Here is a 25,148-nt window from a genome sequence, read left to right as displayed (position 1 = left end):
CTCACGCCGAGTTCTTGTGCTCGGCGTCCGCACGGTTCAGTCGCTGCCGCCGATAGATCGAGCTGTCTCGGTGACGCACGATCAGGTACGCGGCCGCGACCGCCACCATTCCACCCGGAAGCACTGCCCATCCACCCGTCATCTCCGCGACCATCACCATCACCGCCAGAGGAACCCGCGCGGCACTGCCGAAACATGCCATCATGCCGACGATCACGAACGGTGCCGGGCTGTCCGGCACCGACGGCACCCACGGCTCGGTCAGCCGCCACACCGCGGCTCCTACGAACCCGCCGATCACCATGCCGGGACCGAAGATTCCGCCGGAGCCGCCCGTGCCGATCGACAGGGAGGTCGCAATGATCTTCATCAGCGGTAGCGCCACCACGATCCACAACGGCAACGCCAGCAGCGACTCGCGGTCGAGCGCCTCCTGCACCCAGCCATACCCGCTCCCGAGCACCTGCGGCACCGCCAACGCGAGCAGGCCGACGAGGAGTCCGCCGACCGCGGGCTTCGCGATCCGCCCACCCGGCAGGCGGGCACTCACCCCTGCCACGCCGTAGAACACCCCGGTGTACAGCAGGGCCACGAACCCCGACAGCACACCGATCAGGAGGAACCAGAACAGATGTGACGCATCGTCGAATCGGTAGTCGGGCAGTGCGAACCCGAAGAGCGGCTCGTAGCCCAGGAAGGACCCGAAGACACCGTAGGCGGTGATCGACGCGATCAGGCCGGGAATCAGGGCTCGGAATTCGAAGTCCTCCCGGTAGGGCACGGACGCCGACAGGACGGCGCCGCCCAGCGGTGCGCCGAAGATGGCACCGATGCCCGAGCCGATGCCGATCGCGACCGCGATGCGCCCCACGTCGGCAGGCAGGTGCAGCCAGCGAGTCAGCAGCGACCCGAAACCCGCGGAGATTTGCGCCGTCGGACCTTCTCGGCCGGCGGATCCGCCGGAACCGATGGTCAGGGCGCTGGAGATCATCTTCACGAGGACGGCACGAGCCCGGATCGAGCCCGGATCACTGTGATACGCCTCGATGGCCGCATCGGTGCCGTGTCCCTCCGCCTCCGGCGCGAATCGCGCGACCAGCATCGCCGACAGCAGCGCGCCCCCGCACACCACGAGTGGGATCGCCCACCAGCGCCGGAAGCCGTCCGAACCCGAGCTCCCGCCGTCACCGCTCGCCTGCGGCGGGACGTACCCGCCGATGCCCTCGAGCAGGAGCTGTCCCGCCCACTGCAGGAGCACGAGGAATGCCGCCGCGCCGAGTCCCGCGATCACTCCGATCGCGACCCCGAGGACCAGCCAGGTTCGGGTGTACCCGGTGAGCCACCGCCCGATTCGTGCCCCCGCGCGGGTGATCACCGTCAGTGCACCCCGCGCATCATCCGACTGATCCACGGCGACAGGACCACCATCAGCACGCCGACCCCGATCGACGCCAGCCCGATCCACATGAAGTACGGGGCCTGGTTGTCGGTGTCGTAGTACTTGGCGAGCGTGCCTGCCATCGAACTGCCCAGCGCCACGGACAGGAAGAACAGGGCGACCATCTGGGTGTGGAAAGCCTTGGGCGCCAGCTTCGTCGACAGTGACAGCCCGACCGGGGAGAGGAACAGTTCCGCGAAGGTGAACAGCAGCAGGATGAACACCAGGGCGAGCAGTGGAGTTCCGTTCGGCTGCCCGTCCGCGAACGGCAGGAACACCAGGAACGCCACCCCCATGAGTCCCGTGCCGATCGCGAACTTCAGCGGTGACGACGGCTGGCGGGGGCCGAGTTTCGTCCACATCGCCGCGAACACGCCGGAGAAGATGATGATGAAGACCGGATTGATCGACTGCACCCACGACGGCGGGAAGTCCCAGCCGAACAGGTTGCGGTCGAGGAACTGGTCGGCGTAGATCGGGACCACCGTGAACTGCTGCTGGAACAGTGACCAGAACGCGGCGCTCGCCAGGAACATCGGGATGAACGCGACCACCCTGCTGCGTTCGGTGCTGGTGATGTGCCTGCTCGACAGGATCAGTGCGAAGTAGCCGACGGCCGCGGCGATCGTCAGACCGACCACGACGTCCGAGAGGTTGTCGGTGGTGATCAGACCGACCAGGCACAGCACGACCAGCGCTGCCACGGACACCGCAGCGGCCACCCCGTACTTCCACAGCAACGAATGTGGCAGGGGGTTCGACGGCACGGCTCCTATGTTTCCGAGGTGCTTGCGGCCGAGCGTGTACTGGATCAGACCGATCGCCATGCCGACCGCGGCCAGCGCGAAGCCGACGTGGAAGCCCCAGTTCTTCTCGGCCCATCCGGTGAGCAGCGGCCCGATGAAGGCGCCGATATTGATACCCATGTAGTAGATCGAGAACCCGGCGTCGCGGCGCTCGTCACCCTCGGAGTACAGGTCGCCGACAAGGGACGTGGCGTTCGCCTTCAGTCCGCCGCTGCCGACCGCGACAAGGATCAGGCCGACCCCGACCCCCGAGAGTCCGGGAATGACCGCCAACGCGATGTGTCCGAGCATCACCAGGACAGCGCTGTAGAACAGCGTCCGCTCCGAACCGAGCACCCGGTCCGCGATCCATGCCCCGAGCACCGTCGAGAGGTACACGGTGCCGCCGTACGCGCCGACGATCGAGACCGCAGACGCCTCCGACAGCCCGAGTCCGCCGTCGGCGACCGAGTAGTAGAGGTAGTAGATCAGGATGCCCTGCATCCCGTAGAACGAGAACCGCTCCCAGAGCTCGACCGAGAACAGGTTCGCCAGCGCGAACGGCTGACCGAAGAACCCGTGGTCGGACTTGGGGTCCTGAGGAGGCGACGCGAGTTCGCTCATTCAAGAACTGTGCCACGCACGTCGCGGGTGCGGCGGCTACGACGCCAATTCGTTGCAGGCCGGCCTAGGTCACCGCACGGCGGCGCTCGACGGCCGCGTAGATGGCGCGCCAGCCGAGGAGGAACACGCCGAGCACTGTCGCGGCGACCAGGATGAAGCTGAATGCGGTGCCCTGGCCGGACACGACGCGGAGCAGCATTCCGCCGACCAGCGTGCAGAGCCAGATGACGATTCCGGCGGGGACGACGGACGCGGGCAGCGACTTGTTCCGGTAGAGCGCCTCGTTGGCGATCCAACCGAGCGCGAGTCCACCGAGGAACGGCCATGCCGTCGTCAGCAGCCCGGTCAGGGCGTTCGCCTCGTCGTGGCTGCGGCGCCCGATCGCGCAGAACACGATGACCAGGACGACGTCGACGAGCAGAATCGGCAGCACCTTCTTCACGACGTCCAGAGTAGGCGGCCCTTCGTCTCCCTCTGGACGGGATACGGGCGGACGGATCGGCGTCGTGCTCCTAGCGTGGTCGGGACACTGTGATCGAGCAGACATTCGGGAGGCAATCAAGATGGCCCAGTGGAACGGCGAGTGTGACGTCCTGGTGGTCGGATCGGGTGGCGGCGGCGTCGCCGGCGCCTACACGGCGGCACGGGAAGGCCTCGACGTGATCCTCGTCGAGGCGACGGACAAGTTCGGTGGCACCACCGCCTACTCCGGCGGCGGCGGCGTGTGGTTCCCGTGCAACCCGGTGCTGGTTCGGGCGGGCACCGACGACACCATCGAGGACGCGCTCGAGTACTTCCACGCGGTGGTCGGCGACGGCGCGCCCCGCGAGTTGCAGGACACCTACGTCCTCGGCGGCGGCCCCCTGATCGAATACCTCGAGCAGGACGAGGACCTGAAGTTCCAGATGCTGCCGTGGCCCGACTACTTCGGCAAGGCGCCCAAGGCGCGGCTGGACGGTCAGCGGCACACCATGCCGTCCCCGTTGAAGGTGTCGGACGCCCCCGAGCTTCGCGAGGTGGTGCGTGGACCGCTCGACAACGACCGGCTCGGCACGCCGCAGCCCGACGACTTCTTCATCGGCGGCCGGGCGCTGATCGCCCGCTTCCTCAAGGCGATCGGCAAGTACCCCAACGCCACGCTGCACCTGAACACCTCGCTGGTCGAGCTCGTCGTCGAGGACGGTGCGGTGGTCGGCGCCATCGTCGAGCGTGACGGCGAGCAGGTCACCATCCGGGCCCGCAAGGGCGTGGTGCTCGCGGCGGGCGGCTTCGAGGGCAACGACGAACTCCGCCGCAAGTACGGGGTTCCCGGCGAGGCCCGCGACACCATGGGTCCGCCGGCCAACCTCGGCAAGGCGCACCTGGCCGGTATCGCGGTCGGCGCCGACACCGGTCTGATGGGCGAGGCGTGGTGGTCGCCCGGCATGACCCATCCGGACGGCCGGTCCGCGTTCGCACTGTGGTTCACCGCCGGCATCTTCGTCAACCAGGACGGCGAGCGGTTCGTCAACGAGTCCTCGGCCTACGACCGCATCGGCCGCGACATCATCGCCCAGATGGACGAGGGCAAGATCACCCTGCCGTACTGGATGATCTACGACGACAAGGGCGGCGAGCGTCCGCCAGTGAACGCCACCAACGTCTCCATGGTCGAGACCGAGAAGTACGTCGAGGCCGGTCTGTGGCACACCGCCGACACCCTCGAGGAGCTGGCCGAGAAGATCGGTGTCCCCGCCGAGAACCTGGTCGCGACCGTCGAGCGTTTCAACTCGTTCGTCGGCACCGGCGTCGACCCCGACTTCGGTCGTGGCGACGAGGCCTACGACCGGGCGTTCTCGGGTGGCGAGCCGCCGCTCGTGACGATCGGGCAGGGCCCGTTCCATGCGGCCGCGTTCGGCATCTCCGACCTCGGCACCAAGGGCGGGCTGCGCACCGACACCGCCGCGCGGGTGCTCGACACCGCGGGCACCGCGATCCCCGGCCTCTACGCCGCGGGTAACACGATGGCCGCGGCGAGCGGCACCGTCTACCCCGGTGGCGGCAACCCGATCGGCGCGAGCATGCTGTTCGCTCATCTCGCGGTCAAGGACATCGTCGCCGGCCGATAGGAACGACCGGGGGGTCGACGCAAAAGCGCACCCGCCGAGGCCCGAGGGGGAAGGGCTCGGCGGGTGCGCCGTCTGTAGGGGGGCGATCAGGCCTGCAGGCCGGCCTCGATCTCGAGCGTGATGGTGATCTTGTCGCCGACGACGGCGCCGCCACCCTCGAGGGGCATCTCGATGGAGATGCCGAAGTCCTTGCGGTTGAGGACGGTGGACGCCTCGAAGCCGGCGACCGGACCGTTGCCCATGCCGGGGTTGACGCCGTTGTACTCGAGGGTGAGCTCGACCTGCTTGGTCACGCCGTGGAGGGTGAAGTCGCCGGTGAGGACGTAGTCGTCGCCCTTGGAGCGGACGTCGGTCGAGACGAAGGTCGCGGTCGGGAACTGCTCGGCGTCGAAGAAATCGGCCGACTTGATGTGGCCGTCGCGCTGCTCGTTCTTGGTGTCGATGGATGCGACCTGGATCTCGGCGCTCACGGACGGGGTGCCGTCCTCGGCGACGGTGATCGCGCCCGAGAAGTCGTTGAACGTGCCGCGGACCTTGCTGACCATCAGGTGCCGGACCGAGAAGCCGACGGTCGAGTGGGTGGTGTCGATGGCCCAGGTGCCGGCGGTGAGCGTGGGGAGGGTGGCGGTGGCGGTGGTCATGTGTACTCCCAGGGGAAAGTAGTTGAAACTTTGAATACTGTGGTTGCAACGGTGGCACCGCCGCAGTCATTCCGCAATTGGAGGTGACCTCGATCACACCATGCGGTTCGCGCACTTCTCGGCGCCCGGAGGCGGGCGCGGGAAGCGTCAAGTGCGCAAATCGTGGGGGAGGGCTGTGGGTGCTGGGACCCCTGCGCCTCGAGGGGGACCGCTTCGCATGTGGGGCGTGGGACGTCCTCGCCTCGTCAGGCGATTCATCGAGCGCGGGCCGATCGATCGACGGGCCGAAGAAGCACTCGCCCCGATCGGTAAGCGCGGCTTATCGATTCGCGAAAGAAAGTACCTGGACTTCTCTGCGCGCCCGGTGCGACTGTTGTCTGCGTCACGTCGGAAGAGATTCCAATTCTCGAGCGCAGGAGTTCCAAGAATGAAAGCAGCCCGCTATCACGGAGTCGGGGATATCCGTTTCGAAGATATTCCTGAGCCTATTGCAGGTCCTGGTCAGGTGAAAGTTCGGGTTCATTTCAATGGATTGTGCGGCAGCGATCTGCACGAGTATTTCCATGCGCCGATGATGGCGCCGATAACGCCGCATCCTCTCACCGGAGTGAGTGTCCCGGTCATCCTCGGTCACGAGTTCTCCGGTGAGATCGTGGAGATCGGTTCAGAGGTCGACGGGTTGTCGGTCGGTGACGCCGTGGCGGTGGAGCCCACCGTCAACTGTCGACGATGCCCGGCTTGTCTGGACGGCTCGTACAACCTCTGCAGCAGCATTGCCGCAGTCGGCTACAGCTGGGCGGGCGGGGGTGGTCTCGGTCAATATGCAGTCGTCGATGCCGATCACGTCTATCGGCTGCCCGACGGGATGAGCACCCGCGAGGGAGCGTTGATCGAACCCCTGGCCGTGGCCCTGCACGCTGTGCGCCGAGGCGATGTCGCTCCGGGCAGCAGCGTCGCCGTCCACGGGGCCGGTCCCATCGGGATCGGGGTGTTTCTGGCGTTGAGGGCCATAGGCGTCGAGGACATCACCGTGATCGAGCCGTCGGCGGCCCGGCGCGCGGCGATCGAAGCTGTGGGAGCTACGAATGTGATCGATCCCAACGAGACGGATGTCGTCGCGGAACTGCGCGCGCACACGGATGGAGCCGGTGTCGCGAGGTCGTTCGAGACGGCCGGCGTGCAGGCCACTTTCCTGAATGCAGTCCGCTCGACGGCTCGACACGGCCGAGTTGTGGTCGTCGCGGTGCATCAGAAGCCGGTCGAGTTCAACCCCACCGAGATCCTCTTCAGCGAGTGCGAGATCGTCGGCTCCATCGCGTACTGCCGCGACTACCCGGAGACCATCGAGTTCATGGCTCGTGGGGCGTATCCGCTGGACAGCTGGGTGCAGACGATCGCATTCGAGGACCTCATCACCGACGGGTTCGGCCCGCTCCGGGACCAGACCGCCATCAAGATCCTGGTCGACATGACCGCGGTCGGCTGACCGACCCGAATCCCTCCCACGGAAAAGAAGGAGAAAACCATGACCGCTGCCTCGAACCTCGGACCGACATTCTGGATGACCGACCCCGGTGTCACACCGAAGGGTGCGAGAAAGGAATTCGTCGACCCCGACGACATTCCGTGGACCGACTGGCTGATGCCCGGAACGCAATTCAAGCTGCTGTATTGCAATCTCGTGACCGGTTCGTTCACCCTCATCCTGAAAGTGGATCCCGGCACCGTTGCCACTCCGCACTGGCACATGGGAAATGTGCAGGCGTACCTCCTGGAAGGCGGGTTCTATTACGAGGAGGACGATCCCGGCATGGCCGGCATGTACACCTGCGAGGTCGCCGGGGCCGTACACACGCCGATTGCCCCGGACGGCTGCGTCATGATCGCCATGGTCGAGGGCCCGATCGCCGGCTACCTGCCGGACGGAGGCCTCGCGGTCGTCGCCGACGCCCGGCTGCACTACTACATGGCGCGTGACAACGACGCCGTCGAGAAACTCCAGCTGGTCGACTACGCCACCGATCCGTCGCAGGACATGCACGCGAAGGCGATCGGGTAGCCGCCGAATCGGTTAGCCTGACACCGATTCTCCAACCGATGGCGTGTGAGGTGCAGCATGTATGTCTCGCCGCAGGCGCTTCGGTGTTTTCTGGCCGTGGCGGACGAGCTGCACTTCGGCCGCGCCGCCGCACTGCTCCACATGACCGGGCCGGCGCTGAGTCAGCAGGTGTCCCGGTTGGAGAAGGACCTGCGTTTCCTTCTCTTCGAACGCAATTCGCGACACGTCGAGCTGACCGAAGCCGGACGCGCACTGATCCCGCAAGCCCGCGCAGTCGTGGCCGCCAACGAGAGCCTTCTGCGGTGGCGTGAATCGGAGCGTCTGGGCCGTCGCAGCATCGACATCGGGTTCATGGCAACCGGTGCCGGTCAGCTCACCACGGCCGTGTTGGATCGGCTCCGCTCCGTCGATCCGGAGCTGCAGGTGAGGTTGCATCATCTCGAGTGGAGCCAACAACTGGCGCCACTGCTGGCCGGCGACATCGACGCGGTCTTCGTCCGGGAACCGTTTCCTGCCGAGGGAGTTCGGCGTCGGCGAATTCTGTCCGAGCGACGGGTGGCCGTGCTTGCGCACGACCACCCGTTGGCCGCCCGGGAGTCGATCCGGTTCGCCGAGATTGCCGCTGAGCCGTTCATCAGCAGCAGCGGCGGGCCGCCGGAATGGACCGACTTCTGGATGGTGAACCCGCGGCCGGACGGCAATCGAGCCGAACCGAGTCTGGCGGTGTCGACCGTGGAAGAACTCCTCGAGGCGGTCGCCGCCGGCGCAGGGGTCACGACCACGCCTGAGTCGCTGCCCACCTACTATCGCCATCCGCTGGTCTGCTTCGTGCCCATCGACGACATCAGCCCGAGCGTGCTCACCCTGTGCACTCTGGAGGGCAATCGAAGGCCGGAGCTGGCAACGCTCCAGGATGCGATCGGTCAGGCCTGTCGCCAGGTAGCGATGGAGCCACCGGCAGAGTGAAGATTGGGGCTCGTCACAGGAGCGCGACCACCTGGTGTCGGCCGGAATCCCGGCAGCGCAAGAGCCCCCGCCTGTCGGGCGGGGGCTCTTGAGGCGACAACCTCAATGGCTGTCAGCCGAGGCTCTGCCAGCCGCCATCCTCCGCCGAGGCTGTGTAGAGGCCGATCGACGTGATGTTGCCATCTCCCTTTGAGGGCTTCGCAGGAGCCGGCTGCCCGGTTCGCCGGAGTATCGGCGTCGCCACGACGGTCGTCCGTTCGTTCGCCGTCGTCTGGACGAGGTGCGTAGGGCATGCCGGGAGGTGGCCGGTCAGTTCCAGCACCGTGGCGCTTGACGGCGCATGGGAACCCTCTGGTCAGCGGGTACCGAGGACTGCGCTCAGTCCGAGTGCGACCGCTACGAAACGTTCGACGGCGCTGGGCATGTCCGAGGCCAGGAAGACAAGTTCGACGGTCGACGGCGCGGCGTCCGCGATGAGTCGTGAGGTGGTGTCCGCCCGCCGGAACAGGCCGGCCACGCCTGCTCCCGTGATCGCGACCGCATCGGTGGTTGCGACGACCTGGACCATCTCTTCGATGCTGTTCACCATGGGGCCGTAGGTGGGACGTGTGCCGTCCGGTCGCGGATCGATCGACCACCAGTTGCGCCAGTCTCGGGTCCCTTCGCGGGTGTCCACCTGCACGACGTCGGCGAGGTCGGCGATCCGTAGCTTCCGTCGGCGGGCCAGCGGGTGGTCGTGTGCCATCAACAGGACACGAGGCTCCTCGAACAGGACGACCCGGCGTAGCCGGGGGTGCGACTCGAGAGGCGGACGGGCGACGACCATGTCGACCCGGCCGGAGGTCAAGGCCGACAGCTCGTCCCCCCACGCCAGTTGTGTCAGTTCCAGTTCCACTTGGGGTTCTCGTCGGTGGAACTCGTCGATGATCGGACGGGTCAGCTCCCCGGCGCCGCCGGCCAGGAATCCGAGGCGTACCTTGCCGGACGAGCTGCGCTGGTGGCGGCGGGCCGCGCCGACCGCGGATTCGGCGGCCGCCAGCAGCGCCCGACTCTCCTCGAGGAAGTCCTGCCCGGCCGCCGTGGGACGAGCTCCGCGGTGGTCGCGTTCGAGTAGCGAGACGCCCAGCGTCTCCTCGAGCTTGCGTACCTGTTGACTCAGCGACGGCGTCGCAATGTGCAGTTGCTCAGCTGCTTTCGTGAACGTCCCGGCATCGGCGACAGCCACGAAGTAGCGCACGAGCCGTAGATTCAGATCCATCGTGCACGACCTTAGGTATTCGTCTAACGATCGGGCGAGAATACGTCATGGACGTGACGGCCGCCACATCGGAGCATGGGTGAGTCACCGAATACAGGAGGAAATCCGATGTCTGTCAACACCACTCACGGAGCGGACGCTCATGTGGTCGACCCGATCCGCCCGCAGCTGACCGGCCCCGAGATCGATCCGCAGTCCAACCCCGCGGTCGCGGAGGTCTTCGCTCGGGCCGGTTCCCCGGTGAGCGGGCCGACCCTCAGTCTCGCGTCGCGGGTCAACAACTGTGACGACATCCCGTGGACCCCGTTCCCGATGCCTGGTACGTCCTTCAAGCTCCTGAACATCAACGAGACCACCGGCGCGGCCTCGATTCTGCTGTACGTAGCGGAGAATGCGCAGGCCCCGCTGCACATGCATTGCGGCGCCGCGGAGGCGTTCAACATCTTCGGCCGCTGGGCGTACGAGGGTGAGGCCGAATCCATCGGACCCAACCACTACATCTACGAGCCGGCCGGCATCGTGCACCTGCCCAAGCAGGAGGTCGAGTCCCTGATGTTCGGCATCTTCCATGGTCCGATCGTGGGGTACAACGAGGACGGAACGGTCGCCGGTGTCATCACGCACGACCTGCTCTACGACCTCGCCGCGGCGAACGATGCGGTCGCGCACCTGCCCGCACGGACGGGCCGCTAGATGGCGGGCGCGGTTCTCGTCACGGGTGCCGGAGGTGGCCTCGGACGCGGTGTCGCCGAACGGATGTCCGCAGACGGTCGGGGTGTGGCGCTGCTCGACATCGACGAGGAGCGGTTGGCGGAAACCGCTGTCGCAGTGGGGTCCCGCGGAGTGCCGGTGACCACCCACGTGGTGGACATCTGCGACGTGGGTGCGCTGCAGGCTGCCGTCGCGGCAGCCTTCGCCGCGCACGACGACCTCGACGGTCTCGTCAACGTGGCCGGGCTCGGCGGATTCCGGCAGTTCGACGCGCTCGACGTGGACACCTGGGACAAGACATACGCGGTCAATGTCCGCGGCGTCTTCTTCGGTATTCAGGCCTTCGCCGCGGAGCTGGCCGCGCGTGGTCGCGAAGGGTCCGTAGTCAACTTCTCCTCGATCGCGGCCCGGAACGGGCACGAGTTGTTGACCGCGTACGGTTCCTCGAAGGCGGCGGTGCTGGCGTTGACCCAGTCGTCGGCCCGTGCGCTCGCCCCGTCCGTTCGCGTCAATGCGGTTCTGCCCGGATTGATCTGGACGGACATGTGGAGACAGTCCGCCGGCTGGCTCGCCGAGCACGATCCCGCTCTGGCGGGGGTGGCGTCCGAGCAGATCTTCGGCGCGATGGTCGACCAGCTCATCCCGATGAAGCGCCCGCAGACCGTCGAGGACGTCGCCGGAGCCGTCGCGTACCTGCTCTCGGCCGACGCGGGCAACGTCACCGGACAGTCTCTGCACGTAGACGGCGGCGCGGTGCTCCCGTAGATCCGAGGCCCGGCACGACCGCTCCCTCCGCATAGATCGCGCGGAGGGAGCGGTCGTCGTCGTGCCTGGGGGGCGTCGCGATCTCGCGGCCGGAGCATGGGGATTACCGAACCTTCGGTAGGCTACGTGAAGCCGCACAGTCCGAGGCGGTGTGTCCATGTCCTGGAAGGAACGCGCAAGATGGCGGCGGCAGGTCCAGTCCGAAGAACGGGGTCGCCCGGGCGGCCGGGATACGATCTCGACTCGTTGCTCGCCGTCGCGGTGAAGGTGTTCAACGACAAGGGGTACGACGGCACCAGCATGGAGGCGCTTGCTCAGCGGCTCGGCATCACGAAGTCGTCGATCTATCACCACGTCTCCGGCAAGGCGGAGCTTCTGGAACTCGCGCTGGCCCGGGCGCTCAACGCGCTCTTCGCGGTCACGACGGAGGAACGGGCGACCAGTGGCCGGTCCATCGATCGACTCGAGTATCTCGTTCGGCGAAGCGTCGAGGAGCTTGTCGCCGAACTTCCCTACGTGACATTGCTTCTCCGGGTGCGAGGCAACACGGCAGTGGAGCGGCGCGCACTCGCGCGCCGACGCGAGTTCGATGCCTTCGTCAGCGATCTGGTGGTGGCCGCCGCCGAGGAGGGCGACCTCAGGCCGGGGATCGATCCGGCTCTCACCAGCCGGCTCGTATTCGGAATGGTGAACTCGTTGATCGAGTGGTACCGACCGCGCGGGGGTGAATCGGTCTCCGAGCTCGCCGACGCGGTGGTCGCGCTCACCTTCGACGGGATGAGGGCGTGACTCTCGGGTTCCCGGTCACGGACGTACCGAGAACGAGTGGGGCGCCCCGGATCGTATCCGCGGCGCCCCAGGCACTTTCAGGAAGGTCGATTGTCGATCAGACGCCGGGCCTTGCCGATCGATCGGTCCAGGCTCCCCGGCGACAGGACCTCCACCGCGACAGTGACACCGATGCGATCCTTCACCAACTGCCGCAGCCTGGCGGATTGGTGTTCGGCCTCCTGTGTCGAGGTGTTCGGCCGGGACTCGACGCGGACGGTCAGCTCGTCCATTCGGCCGGGTCGGTCGAGAACGCATTGGAACTGAGGCGCCAGACCGGTCACCGCGAGAATCAGCTCCTCGATCTGGGTCGGAAAGAGGTTGACTCCGCGCAGGATGATCATGTCGTCGGTACGCCCGGTCACCTTCTGCATGCGGCGCATGGTCCGCGCCGTGCCCGGTAGCAGTCGCGTGAGGTCGCGGGTGCGGTAGCGCACGATCGGCATCGCCTCCTTGGTGAGCGAGGTGAAGACGAGTTCGCCCTCCTCGCCGTCCGGCAGCACCTCGCCGGTGATCGGGTCGATCACCTCGGGGTAGAAGTGGTCCTCCCAGATGTGAAGGCCGTCCTTGGTTTCCACACACTCCATCGCGACGCCGGGGCCCATGACCTCGGACAGCCCGTAGATGTCGACGGCGTCCATCTCCAGCTGCTGCTCGAGCTCTCCGCGCATCTCCTCGGTCCACGGCTCCGCTCCGAAGACGCCCGTGCGCAGTGATGTCCGGGCCGGATCGATTCCCTTGGCGAGCATCGCATCGACGATCGTGAGCATGTACGACGGGGTGACCATGATCGCGTCCGGGCGAAAGTCCTCGATCAGCTGGATCTGGCGTTCGGTCATCCCCCCCGACATCGGAATGACCGTGCAGCCGAGCCTTTCCGCCCCGTAGTGGGCGCCGAGTCCCCCGGTGAACAGTCCATATCCGTACGCGACGTGGACCTTGTCGGACGGCTTCACGCCGCCGGCACGAAGGCTCCGCGCGATCAGGTCGGCCCAGTTGTCCAGGTCGGTTGCGGTGTACCCGACCACGGTGGGACGTCCCGTCGTTCCCGACGACGCGTGAATTCGCGACACGTGATCCTGTGGCACTGCGAACATTCCGAACGGATAGTTGTCCCGTAGATCTGCCTTCGTGGTGAACGGGAACTTCGCGAGGTCGCCGAGGTCCTTCAGCTCGCTGGGATGGACCCCGGCGTCGTCGAACGCTTCCCGGTAGTGCGGGACGTTCTCGTAGGCATGGCGCAGCGACCACTGGAGGCGTTCGAGCTGCAGGGACGAGATCCGGTCGCGCGTTGCGAATTCGATGTCCTGTGACGGGGTGACGGTGCTGGTCATAGTGGTCTCCGGGTGCCGGGGGTGCGACGGCGGTCGATGTGGGGAAGGGCGGTCAGGCGTCGAAGTCGACGGTCACGTCGTCGCTGTCCGGATAGCTCTGGCAGGTGAGGACGAAGCCGGCATCGACCTCGTAGTCCTCGAGCGCGTAGTTGCGGCGCATGTCGACGTCTCCGTGGGTGACCTTCGCGCGGCAGGTTCCGCATACTCCGCCCTTGCAGGCGAACGGCAGATCCGAGCGGTACTTCTCGGCCGCGTCGAGGATCGTCGCGTCCCGGGGCAACGTCGCGGTGGTCGAGCGACCGTCGAGGACAACGGTGACCTCGCTGCCGGGGCCGGTGACCTCGTCGTCGCGGTGGCGTGCCGGGGGAGGGGGCACGTCGTCGACATAGAACAATTCGTGGTGGACACGCTTCGGGTCGACGCCCAGATCGCCGAGCACGGCCTCGGCGTCGGTGACCATGCCGTACGGCCCGCACAGCCAGAAGTGATCGACACCGGAGATCGGCACGACGGCGTCGAAGATCGCGCGGAGCCTGTCGGCGTCCAGGCGGCCAGTGAAGAGTTCGACGTCGCGGGGCTCGCGGGACAGGACATGGACGACGTGGAAGCGTGGACCGTATCGATCCTTGAGGTCGGCGATCTCCTCGGCGAACATCACCGAACGCGTGCGCCGATTCCCGTAGAGGAGAACCACTTCGGTTTCGGGATTGGGGAGCATCGTCGCGGCGATCGAGAGCATCGGGGTGATCCCGGATCCCGCCGCGATCAGCACGTGCCGGCCACCGACGGCGGGATCGGCCACGAACGATCCGGAGGGGGGCTGGACATCGATCCGGTCGCCGGGGCGAACCTCGTGCACCAACCAGTTCGAGAAGAGACCGTCGGCGACTTCGCGGACCCCGACACGCGGGTTGGACCCGACCGGGGCGCAGATGGAGTACGACCGGCGGTGCTCGACGCCGTCCACAGTGCGGCGCAGGGTGAGGGATTGGCCGGCGCCGAACGCGAACTCTTCGGAAAGATCGGCGGGAATCTCGAAGGTAACGGCGGCGGCGTCGTCGCACAGCGCCGCCACGTCTGCAACCGTGAGGGTGTGGAAGGCCCTGTTGCGCATCGAGACAGCGGGTTTCGTGGTGTCCACAGTGTCCATGTTCAGATCTCTTTCACATGATCGAAGGGCTCCAGGCAATCGAGGCATCGGTAGAGGGCCTTGCACAGTGTCGCCCCGAATTCGGAGTCAAGGCGGGTGTCAGCGCCACCGCACCGAGGGCATTCGATCACCCGGGGCGTGGCGGTGAGCGTCAACGGCACCGGGCCCGAACCGCGGCGTGGAGCCGGGCCCGGCGTGGAGTAGCCGTTCTCGTGCAGTTTCCGACGTCCCTCGTCGCTGATCCAGTCGGTGCTCCACGGAGGCGAGAGCGTGGTCCTCACCTCGACCGACGGGAAGCCCGCGAGCTGTAGACGGTGCTGGATGTCGTCGCGCATCGTCGCCATGGCGGGGCAACCCGAATAGGTGGGGGTGATGGTCACGACCACGGCACCGTCTACTCCCACCTCGACATTGCGCAGGACACCGAGATCCGCGAGGGTCAGCATCGGCATCTCGGGGTCGAGAACCGACTCCGCGATGCGCTGCGCATCGTGGACGTGCAGCTCGGCGTGTGTGGAAGCGGCCATGTCACCACGCGCCTTCAGGATGTGCCCGGGCGACCACCTGCATTTCGGCCAGGAGTAGTCCGAGCGCTTCGCTGTGCAGGCCCTGACGGCCCGCCCGTCCCCCCACCGTGCCGGCGACTCGGCCGGTCGGCGCGGACAGCTCGGCGGCGTGCAACACCTGATCGAGAACCGAGTCGAACTCCTCGCGTAGTTCGCCGGGATCGGCCGCCACACCCACCGCGGCGAGCGCGTGTTCCTCGCTGGTGGGAACGAAGAGCTCGTCGACGAACGGCCAGACGCGGTCGAGGGCCGATTCCATGCGAGCCTTCGATTCGGCTGTGCCGCAACCGAGTGTGACGGCCCAGCGGGCGGCGTAGTCGCGGTGGTAGGTGAGTTCCTTGACGCCTTTGACGGCCACGGCGGCCAGGACCGGATCGCGTGACTCCCGTAGCCGGTCGAGGAGCGCGAGTCTCCACGTCGAGAACACCAGCAGGCGAATCACGGTATGCGCAAAGTCGCCGTTGTCGATCTCGGCGAGTCGGACATTGCGAAACTGGTTCTCGTCGCGGAAGAAGGCGAGCGCATCCTCGCCCGGAAGCTGTGCCGTGTCGGAGACGTGGGGCACGACGGCCGCATCGGCTGCGGCCGCCCGCGCCAGGAGAAGGCGCGCCTGGCCGAGCAGGTCGAGCGCGACGTTGGCGAGAGCGACCTCCTCCTCGAGTTCCGGTGCGCGCGTGACCCACTCGGTCAGGCGCTGCGAAATGATCAGCGCGTCGTCGCCGAGCATCAGACAATAGGTGGCGAGCGCCGAGGTATCGACGTCGTCGGGGACCGTGGTGTCTACGCCGGCCAGTGGGTCGTCGAAGCTGGTGCCGAAGGCCCACTGGCCGTGGCTGTCCGCGTCGACAAGGCCGTCGAAGGCATGGTCGTGGTCGGTCATCGTGCATCCTCGAAGATTGTGGACGGCCGCGCGAGCGAGCCGACCGGATCACATGTGGGGAACGTTGTCGGGGATCTCGTAGAAGGTGGGGTGTCGGTAGACCTTGTCGCCACTGGGCGCGAAGTACGGATCCTTCTCGGACGGGCTGGATGCCGCGATCGAGTTCGCCTGCACCACCCAGATGCTCACGCCTTCGTTGCGCCTGGTGTACACGTCGCGCGCGTGCCTGAGCGCCATCTCGTCGTCGGCGGCGTGCAGCGAGCCGACGTGGACGTGGTTGAGTCCGCGCTTGCCGCGGAGGAACACCTCGTACAACGGCCAGTCGGCGCTGGTGGGTCGGTCGGGTGCATTCATCGTGCGTTCTCCTTCGTGCTCGCCCGTCGGGCGAATGCGGTGGCGGCCTCGCGTACCCAGGCACCGTTCTCGTGTGCGGCCCGGCGATTGGCGATGCGTTCGACGCTCGAAGCTCCGTTCCCGGCGATCACCTGCATGAACTCGGTCCAGTCGGGTTCGCCGAAGTCGTACGACCCGCGCTCGGCGTTCCATCGCAGGTCGGGGTCCGGGAACGTCACGCCCAGCGCGTCGGCCTGCGGTACCGACATGTCGACGAACCGTTGACGGAGTTCGTCGTTCGTGTGTCGCTTGATGCGCCACTTCATCGACTGCGCGGAGTTAGGCGACCGGTCGTCGGGCGGGCCGAACATCATCAGCGCCGGCCACCACCATCGGTTCACTGACTCCTGCACCATCTCGCGCTGAGCATCGGTGCCGCCCATCATCGTCATGAGCAGTTCGTAGCCCTGCCGCTGGTGGAAGGATTCCTCCTTGCACACACGGATCATTGCCCGTGCGTACGGCCCGAAGGAACTGCGACACAACGGAACCTGATTGCAGATCGCGGCACCGTCGACGAGCCAACCGATCACGCCGACATCGGCGAAGGTCAGGGTCGGATAGTTGAAGATCGACGAGTACTTCTGCCGGCCGTCGAGCAGTTTGTCGGTCAGGTCGCCGCGGTCGGCTCCGAGTGTCTCTGCCGCGGAGTACAGGTACAGGCCATGCCCGGCCTCGTCCTGGACCTTCGCCGTCAGGATCGCCTTGCGGCGCAGCGACGGCGCCCGAGTGAGCCAGGCGCCCTCGGGTTGCATGCCGATGATCTCGGAGTGCGCGTGCTGGGCGATCTGCCGGATCAGGGTCTTGCGGTAGCCCTCGGGCATCCAGTCCCGCGGTTCGACTCGCAGGTCGGCCGAGATCGTCTCCTCGAAGTGACTGTGGAGCTCATTTTCTGCGATAGACGAGGTCATATGTCCTGCTTCTAATACCGAATGATCGGTTGGTGTGAGTATGCATGGAAGTGACCCGCGGCACAAGCGCGCGGGCGCGGTCAGCGGCCTTCGAAGACCGGTGCGCGTTTGGCGAGGAAGGCGTCGACCGCGCCGCGATGATCCGCCGAGCGGCCCAGTTCCTCCTGCGCCTCGCGTTCACGCTCGAGTGCCTCCGTGAGGCCGGCGGACGACGCGGACACGAGGCGCTTGACGTGCACGTGGGCCGCGGTCGGTCCGGTCGCGAGCCCACGTGCCAGCGTCCGGGCCTCCCCGGCGAGTTCGCCGTCGGGCACGACCCGGTGGACCAGTCCCCACTCGAGGGCCTGGGCCGCCGAGAATCGGTCGCCGAGCATCAGTAGCCCCGTTGCACGGCTCGGACCGAGCATCTCGACCATCGTGTGACTCAATCCGGAATCGCTCGCCAGTCCGATCCCGGTGAAGGCAGTGGCGAACGTGGCACTCTCCCCGGCGATTCGGATGTCTCCGGCCAGCGCGATTCCCAGGCCTGCCCCCACACACGCGCCGTTGATCGCGACGACCACCGGTACGCGCACCGCGGCGAGCGCCGTGAGCAACGGGTTGTAGTGGGCGCCGACGGTGTCCATCGCGCGGGCGGGATCCTCCGTCAGCCCTGCCGCGTGTTCGGTGAGATCCTGACCGACGCAGAAGTTCCGACCTTCGGCCTCGAGGAGAACCGCGCGCACCGTTCGGTCCGCGGTGACCGCCTCGACCGCAGCCGACAACTGTTCCTTCACTGCGCGATCGAGCGCGTTGGATGCGCCAGCGCGGCGCAGCGTGATCGTCGCTAGGCCCGCGGTCGTGGCCAGCCCGACCGTCTCGATACCGCTCATGGAATACGCCTCCTGTCAGTGGGATACGGGCCCGAGTGTCGTCTCAGGACCAGGTGAAGAAGCCTCGACCCGACTTGCGACCGAGTTCGCCCCGCGCCACCTTCTCGCGGAGCAGGGCGGGCGGCCGGAAGCGTTCGCCGAGCGTCTCCGTCAGGTGCTCGGCGATCGCGAGACGAACGTCGAGGCCCACGAGGTCGGTCGAACGGAGCGGACCCATCGGGTGTCGATATCCCAGTTCCATCGCGCGATCGATGGACTCGGCATCGGCGACACCTTCCTCGAGCATCCGGATCGCCTCGAGTCCGAGGCAGACGCCGAGCCTGCTCGTGGCGAAGCCCGGCGAATCGTTGACGAGCACCTGGGACTTGCCGAGCTGGGAGACCCACTCGCATACCTGTGCCACGACGCCGGCGTCGGTCGAGGGCGTTCGGATGATCTCGACGAGCGTCGACGCCGGTACCGGATTGAAGAAGTGCATGCCGATCAATCGGCGGGGATCGCCCAGCACCGCACCGAGATCGGCGATGGAGATGGAACTGGTGTTGGTCGCGATCACCGTCGTCGGATCGACGGTCTTCTCCACGAGGGCGAGCACGTCGAGCTTGAGCTGCACGGATTCCGGGACGGCCTCGACCACGAGATCGAGGCCGGCGGGCAACTCGTCCGGTGCGGCGACGAGCGACACGCGTCCCAGTACCGTCGCCGGATCGGAATCGCCGAGCTTTCCGCGTTCGCGAGCGCGGTGCAGTCCGTCCGACACTCGGGTGAAGGCCGCCTGTCGGTCGCCGCTCTCGGCGACGGTGACGGTGGAACCGAGCGTCGCGAACACCTGCGCGATGCCGGCGCCCATCCGTCCGCCGCCGACGACACCGACATGGCCGGGGATTGTGCTCGTCATTTCTTCTTCTCCAGGAAGGCCGTCATGCGGTCGTGTTTGTCCCGACTCTCGAACAGCACCGCCTGCGCGATGTCGTCGGCGAAGGGATGGGATCCGGGCGCATCGGCGATCAGCTTGCTGAGCCTGAGCGCGAGTGGGGCGGAGCGGTTGATGCGATCGACGATGTCGTGTGCTGCCGCAACGTGTTCGCCGGGGGCCACGACGCTCATCACGAGCCCGCACCGCAGCGCCGCCGCCGCGCCGAGGTTTCGGCCGGCCAGGATCACCTGCTTGGCGATCGACCGTCCGACCAGTTCCTGCAGGCGATAGCTGGCACCGGCGGCGGCCATGATGCCGAGGCCCGGCTCGGGATTGCCGAACACCGCCGTGTCCGCCGCGACCCGGATGTCGCAGGCGTACGCCAGTTCCGCGCCGCCGCCGAGCGCGAAGCCGCTCACGGCCGCAACGGTGGGCATCGGCAGCCCCGCGACCCGGTCGAAGAGAGTGCGATTGATGCCCGCGAGCGCCTCGTCGCGTCCCCGCGCCCGCAGCTCCCCGATGTCGGCCCCACCGGCGAAGTGATCACCGGATCCGCTGATCACCAACGGCTTCGGTGAGTCCTCGAGGAGCGCGCACACCCGGTGCAGCTCCGAGATCATCTCGGCGTTGATCGCGTTTCGCTGCTGCGGACGATCGAGAGTGACCACCATCCGGTCCGCCCGATCGTCGATCGTCAGGGTGTTCACGGCGTCTCGCTCGGCAGTGGGAACCGGACGTGTGTCCGGCCTGAGCGTTCGTGTGGGATGCGGCCTCCGCGCATCAGGATTGGTTGCACCACTTTCGTCTCCTTCGCAGCGTGTCGGTTTCCATTAATAACCGAACCTTCGGTCGGCGCGCAAGGGTTCCGCAAGTTCGGATTGCATCCGAGTCGGCGGCCGGAATCTGGCTTTTGCCTTGACAATAGACACGGTATCTGGCGATCCTGATTACCGACCGAACGTACGGTGAAAAGAGGTTGTCGTGAGCAAGTTGGTGCAAAGTTACGTCGCCGGGAGTTGGTACACGGCGCCCGATGCCGGAACGCCGCTGCTGAGCGCAGTCGACGGTTTCGAGGTCGCACGCATCTCGTCCACCGGGCTCGATGTCGCCGGGATGGTCTCGTATGCCCGTGAGGTCGGTGGGCCCGCCCTGGCCGAACTCACCTTCCACGAGCGCGCTGCAGCGCTGAAGGCGTTGGCCCTGACACTCATGGCCGGCAAGGGCGAGTTCTACGAACTGTCCGCGGCCACCGGCGCGACGCGGCGTGACTCCGGCGTGGACATCGACGGTGGCTTCGGAACCCTGCTGAGCTACGCGAGCAAGGCGCGGCGCGAACTGCCGAACGACACCGTCCACCTCGACGGGACCCACGAGCAACTCGGCAAGGCGGGGACGTTCCTCGGTCAGCACGTCTACACCTCGCGTCGCGGTGTCGCCGTCCAGATCAACGCATTCAACTTCCCCGTGTGGGGCTTCCTCGAGAAGCTGGCACCGGCATTCATCGCCGGAGTGCCGTCGATCGTCAAGCCGGCAAGTCAGACGGCCTATCTCACCGAGCTGGTGTTCCGCCGCATCATCGAGTCCGGACTGCTACCGGAGGGGTCGGTCCAGCTGCTCTCGGGCAGCGCGCGCGATCTGCTCGACCACCTCGGTGGGCAGGACTCGGTCGCATTCACCGGATCCGCGGACACCGCGGCGATGCTGCGGGCCCATCCGCGGGTTGTCGCCGAGGGCGTGCACTTCAACGCCGAGGCGGATTCGCTCAACGCCTCCATCCTCGGTGCGGACGTCGCACCCGGCAGCGAGGAGTTCGATCTCTACGTCAAACAACTCGTCACGGAGATGACCGTGAAGGCCGGCCAGAAGTGCACCGCGATCCGCCGTGCCTTCGTTCCCTCGGGCCTGGTCGACGACGTGGTCGAGGCCGCGCGGGGCCGTCTGGCGCGGGTCGTGGTCGGCGCCCCCGATGCCGAGGGAGTCACCATGGGCGCCCTGGCGAGCATCGAGCAGCGCGACGAGGTCCTGAAATCGCTTCGCGGATTGACGAAGTCGGCGCAGATCGTGGTGGGGGACCCGGACGACTTCGACGTCGTGGGTGCGGACCGGTCGACCGGCGCGTTCCTGCCCCCGATCCTGCTGCGCTGTGACGATACGACCGCCGACGAGCCGCACGACATCGAGGCGTTCGGGCCGGTCAGCACGGTGATCGGATACGACGGCACCGACGAGCTGCTCCAACTCGTGGCCCGAGGCAAGGGCAGCCTCGTCGCCTCCCTCGTCACCCGCGACTCCGTGCTCGCTCGCGACATCGTGCTGGGGCTGGCTCCGTTCCACGGACGCGTCCTGGTCCTCAACCGGGACGATGCGCGGGAATCGACCGGACACGGGTCGCCGCTCCCCGTGCTCGTTCACGGTGGCCCTGGCCGTGCCGGTGGCGGTGAGGAACTCGGTGGCATCCGTGGCGTCCTGCACCACATGCAGCGCACCGCAGTCCAGGCGACGCCCGACATCCTGACCGCCGTCGGCAATCGTTGGGTTCCCGGATCGCGGCGAACTGACGACGGTATCCATCCGTTCCGGAAGAACCTGGCGGAGTTGCGGATCGGTGACACCGTCGTCGGAGGGCCGCGGCGGGTCACCCTGGCGGACATCGACCATTTTGCGGAGTTCACCGGCGACACCTTCTATGCGCACACCGATCCCGAGGCCGCGGCGGCGAACCCTCTCTTCGGCGGCATCGTCGCACACGGCTACCTCGTCGTCTCGCTGGCGGCGGGGCTGTTCGTCGAGCCGAACCCGGGACCTGTCCTCGCGAACTTCGGCGTCGACAGCCTCCGCTTCCTGACCCCGGTGAAGGCGGACGACAGTCTGACCGTGACGTTGACGGCCAAGCTGATCACACCGCGCAGCAGCGCCGACTACGGCGAGGTGCGGTGGGACGCCGTGGTCGCGAATCAGAACGGCGATGCGGTGGCGACCTATGACGTCCTCACCCTCGTCGCCAAGGGGGCGTCCGACGATGGAGGGATCTGACATGGGGTGCAAGGTGGTGGTCTGTTACGGCCACCCCCAGGATCCCGACGCCTTCGACGCCCACTATCGCGCCACCCACGTCCCGTTGGCGCGCAGGATCCCCGGCCTGTCGGGCTACACCTGGGGAAAGTGCAGTGCGCTCGGCGACGGCACGCCGGCCTACTATGCGAGTGCATCGCTGTACTTCCCCGACGTCGAGGCGATGCACGTCGGACTGGCGTCGGCGGAGATGCGGGATGCCGGCAGGGACGTCCGTAACTTCGCCACCGGAGGGGTCACGATGTTCACCCAGGAGGATGAGTCGGTCCTCGGGTCGGTGAGAGAAGTATGACCCCCGAATACCGCTCGGCGCGAGAGATGTTCGATGCTGACGTGGCATCGCAGGCACTCGGGATCGAGGTGCACGAACTGGTCCCGGGCCGCGCTGTCGCATCGATGACGGTGGGCGAGACGATGGTGAACGGGCACGGAATCACGCACGGCGGATTCGTCTTCACCCTGGCGGACACGGCATTTGCGCTTGCCTGCAACGGATACGGTGAGACTACGGTCGCCGCGCGGGCGGACATTCGGTTCCTCGCCCCCACTCGGCTGGGTGACGAGCTCATCGCGGAGGCGGTCGAGCGGGAGCGATACGGCCGCAACGGTATCTACGACGTGACCGTGCGTGTTCGGGGCAAGTCCGTGGCCGAGTTTCGCGGCGACAGTAGGTCCCTCACGCGCGCTCGGTGAACGCCGGGGATTGCACGACGGCAACGCACCCGCTGCGATCGGGGGAGGTAGCCGCAGCGGGTGCGTTTGTCGGTACGAGACCGGATCAGGCCTGGAGGCCGGCCTCGATCTCGAGGTTGATGCCGAAGTCCATGCGGTTGATGGTGGTGGTGGCTTCGGCAGCCTGGGTCAGGCCCTGGACCTCGGCAGTACCACCATCAAGATGGACGGCGGCATCGGCGTCATCGCCGACCTGCTGAAGAGCGGTGTCGGCAGCAGCATGCTGTCCGCGGCCATCAGCTGACCGGTCACCCCGAGGCACCGACCGAAAACTGCTTGGAAGAAAGCTGTTTCGGCTGGCGTCCGGCGGTCATCTCGGTCGCGGACTGCTGATGCCGGCGGCTGCCGCCAACACGGCACGCAGCGTGGATGCCGTCACCGACTGGTCGAAGCCGACACCCCAGTGCGCGGTCCCGTCGCCGTTGCCGCACCGGGCGTAGGTGACGGCTCGGCTGTCACTGCCCGAACCCACCGACTGCTGCCCGAGCGAGAGCACCTCCACGGTGCGGCCGTGTGCGGCCAGGATCCGGGTGAGCGCCTCGACCGGCCCGCTGCCCGAGGCCGCGCCGTCGATCGCCGCGCCGTCGAACTCCGCCCGTACCCGCAGGTGGTCGCCGTCCGCGCGGTGCTCAACCGACCACTGGCCCAGCCTGCCGTCGAAGCCGTACTCCGCGAACAGCAGCTCCCACAGTTGCTCGGCGGTCACCTCGGAGCCGCTGTCGTCAGTGGCGCGCTGGACGCGCTTCGCGAAGTCGATCTGCAGCGGTCGCGGCAGGTCGATCCCGTATCCGGTCTGCAGCAGGTACGCGATCCCGCCCTTGCCGGACTGGCTGTTCACCCGGATCACGGCCTCGTAGTCGCGGCCGACATCGCGCGGATCGATCGGCAGGTACGGCACGTTCCACGGCGCCTGCCCCGGGTCGACGCCCGCGGCCTCGGCCGCCGCGGCGTGGTGGGCGAAACCCTTCTTGATCGCATCCTGATGGGTGCCGGAGAACGCGGTGTACACCAGGTCGCCGCCGTACGGGTGCCGGGGATGCACGTCGATCCTGTTGCAGTACTCCACTGTTCGTCGAACCGTGTCGATGTCGGAGAAGTCGATCATCGGATCGACGCCCTGCGCGTGCAGGTTCAGGGCGAGGGTCACCAGATCCACGTTCCCGGTGCGTTCGCCGTTCCCGAACAAACAGCCCTCCACTCGCTGTGCTCCGGCCAGCACCGCCAACTCGGCGCACGCGACGCCGGTGCCGCGGTCGTTGTGGGGGTGCACCGACAGGATCACCGATTCGCGGCGCGCGAGATGTCGATGCATGTACTCGATCTGGTCGGCGTACACGTTCGGCGTCGAAACCTCGACGGTCGCAGGCAGATTGTGGATGACCGGCCGGTCCGGGCAGGCATCCCACAGTTCGGTGAGGCTGTTGCACACCTCGAGCACGTAGTCCGGTTCGGTCAGGTTGAACACCTCCGGTGAGAACTCGAACCGGACGCCTGGGTGTGCCTCGCCGCCACGAGCAACCTCCCCGGCGGCGTCGACGATCAAGCGGTGCAACGACTCCCGATCGTGTCCGAGGACGACGTCGCGCCACGTGGGAGCCGTCGCCGTGTACATGTGCACCACCACGTTCGGAAGTCCGCGCACCGACTCGTAGGTGCGTTCGATCAGGTCGGTACGCGCGGCGGTGAACACGACGACCGTGACGTCGTCGGATACCAGGTTCTGCTCGGAGAGAGCGCGGACGAAGTCGAAGTCCGTCTGGCTGGCCGACGGGTAGCCGACCTCGATCTCCTTGTATCCCACCGTGACCAGCAGCTCGAAGAATCGGCGCTTGCGGTCCGGGTCCATCGGCTCGGCGAGAGCCTGGTTCCCGTCCCTCAGATCGACCGGAACCCACAGGGGTGCCTCGGTGAGTTGATGTGTGGGCCAGTGTCGTTCGATCAGGGGAACGGCCACCCGCTCGGTGTGTGAGCGGTAACGGTGGGACGGCATCGGCGACGGGGTCTGGCGGTTGACGTTCATGGCAGGTGCTCCAGGTACGGATCGGGCGACCGGCACGATCGAACCCCGCGGCGGGGTGCCGGTCCGGTCAGACCCCGCCGCGGCGGTCGAGGAGCAGTCCACGAAAAGCCACGGAAGGT

General features: G+C 67.1%; 26 protein-coding genes. 11 read left to right on the top strand and 15 right to left on the bottom strand.

What is annotated here, in order from left to right; all coding sequences use genetic code 11:
* Nucleotide 1: 1 nt before the first annotated feature.
* The 3 genes from RHCRD62_RS06970 to RHCRD62_RS06960 all read right to left on the bottom strand — a co-directional run bounded on the left by RHCRD62_RS06970 (nucleotide 2) and on the right by RHCRD62_RS06960 (nucleotide 3,289).
* The gene (locus RHCRD62_RS06970) at nucleotides 2-1,381 is read right to left on the bottom strand and encodes a chloride channel protein (RefSeq protein WP_050064505.1); all 1,380 of its coding nucleotides are present in this window, start codon (nucleotides 1,379-1,381) and stop codon (nucleotides 2-4) included.
* Nucleotides 1,378-2,847: a peptide MFS transporter gene (locus tag RHCRD62_RS06965; protein ID WP_050063984.1), complete on the bottom strand. Its 1,470-nt coding sequence runs from the start codon at nucleotides 2,845-2,847 to the stop codon at nucleotides 1,378-1,380. Before RHCRD62_RS06965 ends, RHCRD62_RS06970 begins: the two co-directional genes overlap by 4 nt.
* 64 nt (nucleotides 2,848-2,911) lie before the next feature.
* A complete protein-coding gene (locus tag RHCRD62_RS06960; protein WP_050063983.1) occupies nucleotides 2,912-3,289 on the bottom strand; it encodes a DUF3054 domain-containing protein in 378 nt (125 codons plus the stop codon).
* 121 nt (nucleotides 3,290-3,410) lie between these two features.
* Between RHCRD62_RS06960 and RHCRD62_RS06955 the strand changes: the two genes are divergently transcribed.
* Nucleotides 3,411-4,955 (top strand): FAD-binding protein, encoded by a 1,545-nt coding sequence (locus RHCRD62_RS06955; RefSeq protein ID WP_050063982.1) that lies wholly within the window; start codon nucleotides 3,411-3,413, stop codon nucleotides 4,953-4,955.
* A gap of 86 nt (nucleotides 4,956-5,041) precedes the next feature.
* Here the strand turns inward: RHCRD62_RS06955 and RHCRD62_RS06950 are convergent, their stop codons facing one another.
* Nucleotides 5,042-5,596, bottom strand: coding sequence for a YceI family protein (locus RHCRD62_RS06950; RefSeq protein WP_050063981.1), 555 nt, complete (start codon nucleotides 5,594-5,596; stop codon nucleotides 5,042-5,044).
* A gap of 226 nt (nucleotides 5,597-5,822) precedes the next feature.
* On the opposite strand from RHCRD62_RS06950, the gene RHCRD62_RS25385 reads away from it, so the two are divergent.
* From RHCRD62_RS25385 to RHCRD62_RS06935, 3 genes are read left to right on the top strand one after another with little or no spacing between them, the layout of a single operon-like run.
* Complete coding sequence (locus RHCRD62_RS25385; protein ID WP_172671020.1) at nucleotides 5,823-7,082, top strand: 2,3-butanediol dehydrogenase; 1,260 nt, start codon at nucleotides 5,823-5,825, stop codon at nucleotides 7,080-7,082.
* 39 nt (nucleotides 7,083-7,121) lie between these two features.
* Complete coding sequence (locus RHCRD62_RS06940) at nucleotides 7,122-7,655, top strand: 2,4'-dihydroxyacetophenone dioxygenase family protein (protein ID WP_050063979.1); 534 nt, start codon at nucleotides 7,122-7,124, stop codon at nucleotides 7,653-7,655.
* 57 nt (nucleotides 7,656-7,712) lie between these two features.
* Nucleotides 7,713-8,621 (top strand): LysR family transcriptional regulator, encoded by a 909-nt coding sequence (locus RHCRD62_RS06935; RefSeq protein WP_050063978.1) that lies wholly within the window; start codon nucleotides 7,713-7,715, stop codon nucleotides 8,619-8,621.
* A gap of 355 nt (nucleotides 8,622-8,976) precedes the next feature.
* On the opposite strand, the gene RHCRD62_RS06930 is transcribed toward RHCRD62_RS06935, so the two are convergent.
* Nucleotides 8,977-9,879, bottom strand: coding sequence for a LysR family transcriptional regulator (locus tag RHCRD62_RS06930; RefSeq protein WP_050063977.1), 903 nt, complete (start codon nucleotides 9,877-9,879; stop codon nucleotides 8,977-8,979).
* 108 nt (nucleotides 9,880-9,987) lie between these two features.
* Here RHCRD62_RS06930 and RHCRD62_RS06925 point away from each other — a divergent pair, with 108 nt between their 5' ends.
* The 3 genes from RHCRD62_RS06925 to RHCRD62_RS06915 all read left to right on the top strand — a co-directional run bounded on the left by RHCRD62_RS06925 (nucleotide 9,988) and on the right by RHCRD62_RS06915 (nucleotide 12,144).
* Nucleotides 9,988-10,572, top strand: a complete 585-nt coding sequence (locus RHCRD62_RS06925) for a cupin domain-containing protein (protein WP_050063976.1) — start codon at nucleotides 9,988-9,990, stop codon at nucleotides 10,570-10,572.
* Nucleotides 10,573-11,355: an SDR family NAD(P)-dependent oxidoreductase gene (locus tag RHCRD62_RS06920; protein WP_050063975.1), complete on the top strand. Its 783-nt coding sequence runs from the start codon at nucleotides 10,573-10,575 to the stop codon at nucleotides 11,353-11,355. It begins immediately after the preceding gene.
* 180 nt (nucleotides 11,356-11,535) lie between these two features.
* Complete coding sequence (locus RHCRD62_RS06915; protein ID WP_050063974.1) at nucleotides 11,536-12,144, top strand: TetR/AcrR family transcriptional regulator; 609 nt, start codon at nucleotides 11,536-11,538, stop codon at nucleotides 12,142-12,144.
* Nucleotides 12,145-12,221: 77 nt separating this feature from the next.
* Here the strand turns inward: RHCRD62_RS06915 and paaK are convergent, their stop codons facing one another.
* The 9 genes from paaK to RHCRD62_RS06870 form a co-directional block, all read right to left on the bottom strand.
* On the bottom strand, nucleotides 12,222-13,517 hold the full coding sequence (gene paaK / locus RHCRD62_RS06910) for a phenylacetate--CoA ligase PaaK (RefSeq protein WP_050063973.1): 1,296 nt from the start codon (nucleotides 13,515-13,517) through the stop codon (nucleotides 12,222-12,224).
* A gap of 52 nt (nucleotides 13,518-13,569) precedes the next feature.
* Nucleotides 13,570-14,667 (bottom strand): 1,2-phenylacetyl-CoA epoxidase subunit PaaE, encoded by a 1,098-nt coding sequence (gene paaE / locus RHCRD62_RS06905; protein ID WP_050063972.1) that lies wholly within the window; start codon nucleotides 14,665-14,667, stop codon nucleotides 13,570-13,572.
* A gap of 2 nt (nucleotides 14,668-14,669) precedes the next feature.
* Complete coding sequence (gene paaD / locus RHCRD62_RS06900; protein ID WP_050063971.1) at nucleotides 14,670-15,194, bottom strand: 1,2-phenylacetyl-CoA epoxidase subunit PaaD; 525 nt, start codon at nucleotides 15,192-15,194, stop codon at nucleotides 14,670-14,672.
* A gap of 1 nt (nucleotide 15,195) precedes the next feature.
* Nucleotides 15,196-16,113 (bottom strand): 1,2-phenylacetyl-CoA epoxidase subunit PaaC, encoded by a 918-nt coding sequence (gene paaC / locus RHCRD62_RS06895; RefSeq protein ID WP_050063970.1) that lies wholly within the window; start codon nucleotides 16,111-16,113, stop codon nucleotides 15,196-15,198.
* A gap of 48 nt (nucleotides 16,114-16,161) precedes the next feature.
* Nucleotides 16,162-16,467: a 1,2-phenylacetyl-CoA epoxidase subunit PaaB gene (paaB, locus tag RHCRD62_RS06890; RefSeq protein ID WP_050063969.1), complete on the bottom strand. Its 306-nt coding sequence runs from the start codon at nucleotides 16,465-16,467 to the stop codon at nucleotides 16,162-16,164.
* The gene (paaA, locus tag RHCRD62_RS06885; protein ID WP_050063968.1) at nucleotides 16,464-17,417 is read right to left on the bottom strand and encodes a 1,2-phenylacetyl-CoA epoxidase subunit PaaA; all 954 of its coding nucleotides are present in this window, start codon (nucleotides 17,415-17,417) and stop codon (nucleotides 16,464-16,466) included. The genes paaB and paaA overlap by 4 nt, the downstream gene beginning before the upstream one ends.
* 80 nt (nucleotides 17,418-17,497) lie before the next feature.
* Complete coding sequence (locus RHCRD62_RS06880; protein ID WP_050063967.1) at nucleotides 17,498-18,289, bottom strand: enoyl-CoA hydratase-related protein; 792 nt, start codon at nucleotides 18,287-18,289, stop codon at nucleotides 17,498-17,500.
* Nucleotides 18,290-18,332: 43 nt separating this feature from the next.
* Complete coding sequence (locus RHCRD62_RS06875) at nucleotides 18,333-19,187, bottom strand: 3-hydroxyacyl-CoA dehydrogenase family protein (protein WP_050063966.1); 855 nt, start codon at nucleotides 19,185-19,187, stop codon at nucleotides 18,333-18,335.
* Nucleotides 19,184-19,912 carry an enoyl-CoA hydratase/isomerase family protein gene (locus RHCRD62_RS06870; protein WP_050063965.1) on the bottom strand — a complete coding sequence of 243 codons (729 nt, stop codon included), beginning with the start codon at nucleotides 19,910-19,912 and terminating at the stop codon, nucleotides 19,184-19,186. Before RHCRD62_RS06870 ends, RHCRD62_RS06875 begins: the two co-directional genes overlap by 4 nt.
* Nucleotides 19,913-20,186: 274 nt before the next feature.
* Here RHCRD62_RS06870 and paaZ point away from each other — a divergent pair, with 274 nt between their 5' ends.
* Genes paaZ through RHCRD62_RS06850 form a run of 4 tightly spaced genes read left to right on the top strand, consistent with a single transcriptional unit; the run spans nucleotide 20,187 to nucleotide 23,253 of the window.
* Complete coding sequence (gene paaZ / locus RHCRD62_RS06865) at nucleotides 20,187-22,238, top strand: phenylacetic acid degradation bifunctional protein PaaZ (protein WP_050063964.1); 2,052 nt, start codon at nucleotides 20,187-20,189, stop codon at nucleotides 22,236-22,238.
* Nucleotide 22,239: 1 nt separating this feature from the next.
* Nucleotides 22,240-22,569 carry an EthD family reductase gene (locus RHCRD62_RS06860; RefSeq protein ID WP_050063963.1) on the top strand — a complete coding sequence of 110 codons (330 nt, stop codon included), beginning with the start codon at nucleotides 22,240-22,242 and terminating at the stop codon, nucleotides 22,567-22,569.
* The gene (gene paaI, locus RHCRD62_RS06855; RefSeq protein ID WP_050063962.1) at nucleotides 22,566-22,970 is read left to right on the top strand and encodes a hydroxyphenylacetyl-CoA thioesterase PaaI; all 405 of its coding nucleotides are present in this window, start codon (nucleotides 22,566-22,568) and stop codon (nucleotides 22,968-22,970) included. Before RHCRD62_RS06860 ends, paaI begins: the two co-directional genes overlap by 4 nt.
* A 10-nt stretch (nucleotides 22,971-22,980) precedes the next feature.
* Nucleotides 22,981-23,253 (top strand): hypothetical protein, encoded by a 273-nt coding sequence (locus tag RHCRD62_RS06850; RefSeq protein WP_050063961.1) that lies wholly within the window; start codon nucleotides 22,981-22,983, stop codon nucleotides 23,251-23,253.
* Between the two features lie 66 nt (nucleotides 23,254-23,319).
* Here the strand turns inward: RHCRD62_RS06850 and RHCRD62_RS06845 are convergent, their stop codons facing one another.
* Nucleotides 23,320-25,029: a 2-isopropylmalate synthase gene (locus RHCRD62_RS06845; protein ID WP_050063960.1), complete on the bottom strand. Its 1,710-nt coding sequence runs from the start codon at nucleotides 25,027-25,029 to the stop codon at nucleotides 23,320-23,322.
* Nucleotides 25,030-25,148: the final 119 nt, after the last annotated feature.

Source organism: Rhodococcus sp. RD6.2 (genome assembly GCF_001040705.1).
In the GTDB taxonomy this organism is placed as follows: domain Bacteria; phylum Actinomycetota; class Actinomycetes; order Mycobacteriales; family Mycobacteriaceae; genus Rhodococcus_G.
Note: the sequence above shows the minus strand (reverse complement) of the source record. Positions and strands in the feature narration are given on the sequence as shown.

What these genes read in the sequence shown, in the direction of transcription:
- RHCRD62_RS06955 (WP_050063982.1), top strand. Translation starts at nt 3,411, where the DNA reads ATGGCCCAGTGGAACGGCGAGTGTGACGTCCTGGTGGTCGGATCGGGT.
- RHCRD62_RS06845 (WP_050063960.1), bottom strand. Translation starts at nt 25,029, where the DNA reads ATGAACGTCAACCGCCAGACCCCGTCGCCGATGCCGTCCCACCGTTAC.
- paaD (WP_050063971.1), bottom strand. Translation starts at nt 15,194, where the DNA reads ATGGCCGCTTCCACACACGCCGAGCTGCACGTCCACGATGCGCAGCGC.
- RHCRD62_RS06935 (WP_050063978.1), top strand. Translation starts at nt 7,713, where the DNA reads ATGTATGTCTCGCCGCAGGCGCTTCGGTGTTTTCTGGCCGTGGCGGAC.
- RHCRD62_RS06925 (WP_050063976.1), top strand. Translation starts at nt 9,988, where the DNA reads ATGTCTGTCAACACCACTCACGGAGCGGACGCTCATGTGGTCGACCCG.
- paaK (WP_050063973.1), bottom strand. Translation starts at nt 13,517, where the DNA reads ATGACCAGCACCGTCACCCCGTCACAGGACATCGAATTCGCAACGCGC.
- RHCRD62_RS06915 (WP_050063974.1), top strand. Translation starts at nt 11,536, where the DNA reads ATGGCGGCGGCAGGTCCAGTCCGAAGAACGGGGTCGCCCGGGCGGCCG.
- RHCRD62_RS06965 (WP_050063984.1), bottom strand. Translation starts at nt 2,847, where the DNA reads ATGAGCGAACTCGCGTCGCCTCCTCAGGACCCCAAGTCCGACCACGGG.
- RHCRD62_RS06940 (WP_050063979.1), top strand. Translation starts at nt 7,122, where the DNA reads ATGACCGCTGCCTCGAACCTCGGACCGACATTCTGGATGACCGACCCC.
- RHCRD62_RS06860 (WP_050063963.1), top strand. Translation starts at nt 22,240, where the DNA reads ATGGGGTGCAAGGTGGTGGTCTGTTACGGCCACCCCCAGGATCCCGAC.
- RHCRD62_RS06880 (WP_050063967.1), bottom strand. Translation starts at nt 18,289, where the DNA reads ATGAGCGGTATCGAGACGGTCGGGCTGGCCACGACCGCGGGCCTAGCG.
- paaE (WP_050063972.1), bottom strand. Translation starts at nt 14,667, where the DNA reads ATGGACACTGTGGACACCACGAAACCCGCTGTCTCGATGCGCAACAGG.
- RHCRD62_RS06950 (WP_050063981.1), bottom strand. Translation starts at nt 5,596, where the DNA reads ATGACCACCGCCACCGCCACCCTCCCCACGCTCACCGCCGGCACCTGG.
- RHCRD62_RS06920 (WP_050063975.1), top strand. Translation starts at nt 10,573, where the DNA reads ATGGCGGGCGCGGTTCTCGTCACGGGTGCCGGAGGTGGCCTCGGACGC.
- paaC (WP_050063970.1), bottom strand. Translation starts at nt 16,113, where the DNA reads ATGACCGACCACGACCATGCCTTCGACGGCCTTGTCGACGCGGACAGC.
- paaB (WP_050063969.1), bottom strand. Translation starts at nt 16,467, where the DNA reads ATGAATGCACCCGACCGACCCACCAGCGCCGACTGGCCGTTGTACGAG.
- RHCRD62_RS06875 (WP_050063966.1), bottom strand. Translation starts at nt 19,187, where the DNA reads ATGACGAGCACAATCCCCGGCCATGTCGGTGTCGTCGGCGGCGGACGG.
- RHCRD62_RS06930 (WP_050063977.1), bottom strand. Translation starts at nt 9,879, where the DNA reads ATGGATCTGAATCTACGGCTCGTGCGCTACTTCGTGGCTGTCGCCGAT.
- paaI (WP_050063962.1), top strand. Translation starts at nt 22,566, where the DNA reads ATGACCCCCGAATACCGCTCGGCGCGAGAGATGTTCGATGCTGACGTG.
- paaA (WP_050063968.1), bottom strand. Translation starts at nt 17,417, where the DNA reads ATGACCTCGTCTATCGCAGAAAATGAGCTCCACAGTCACTTCGAGGAG.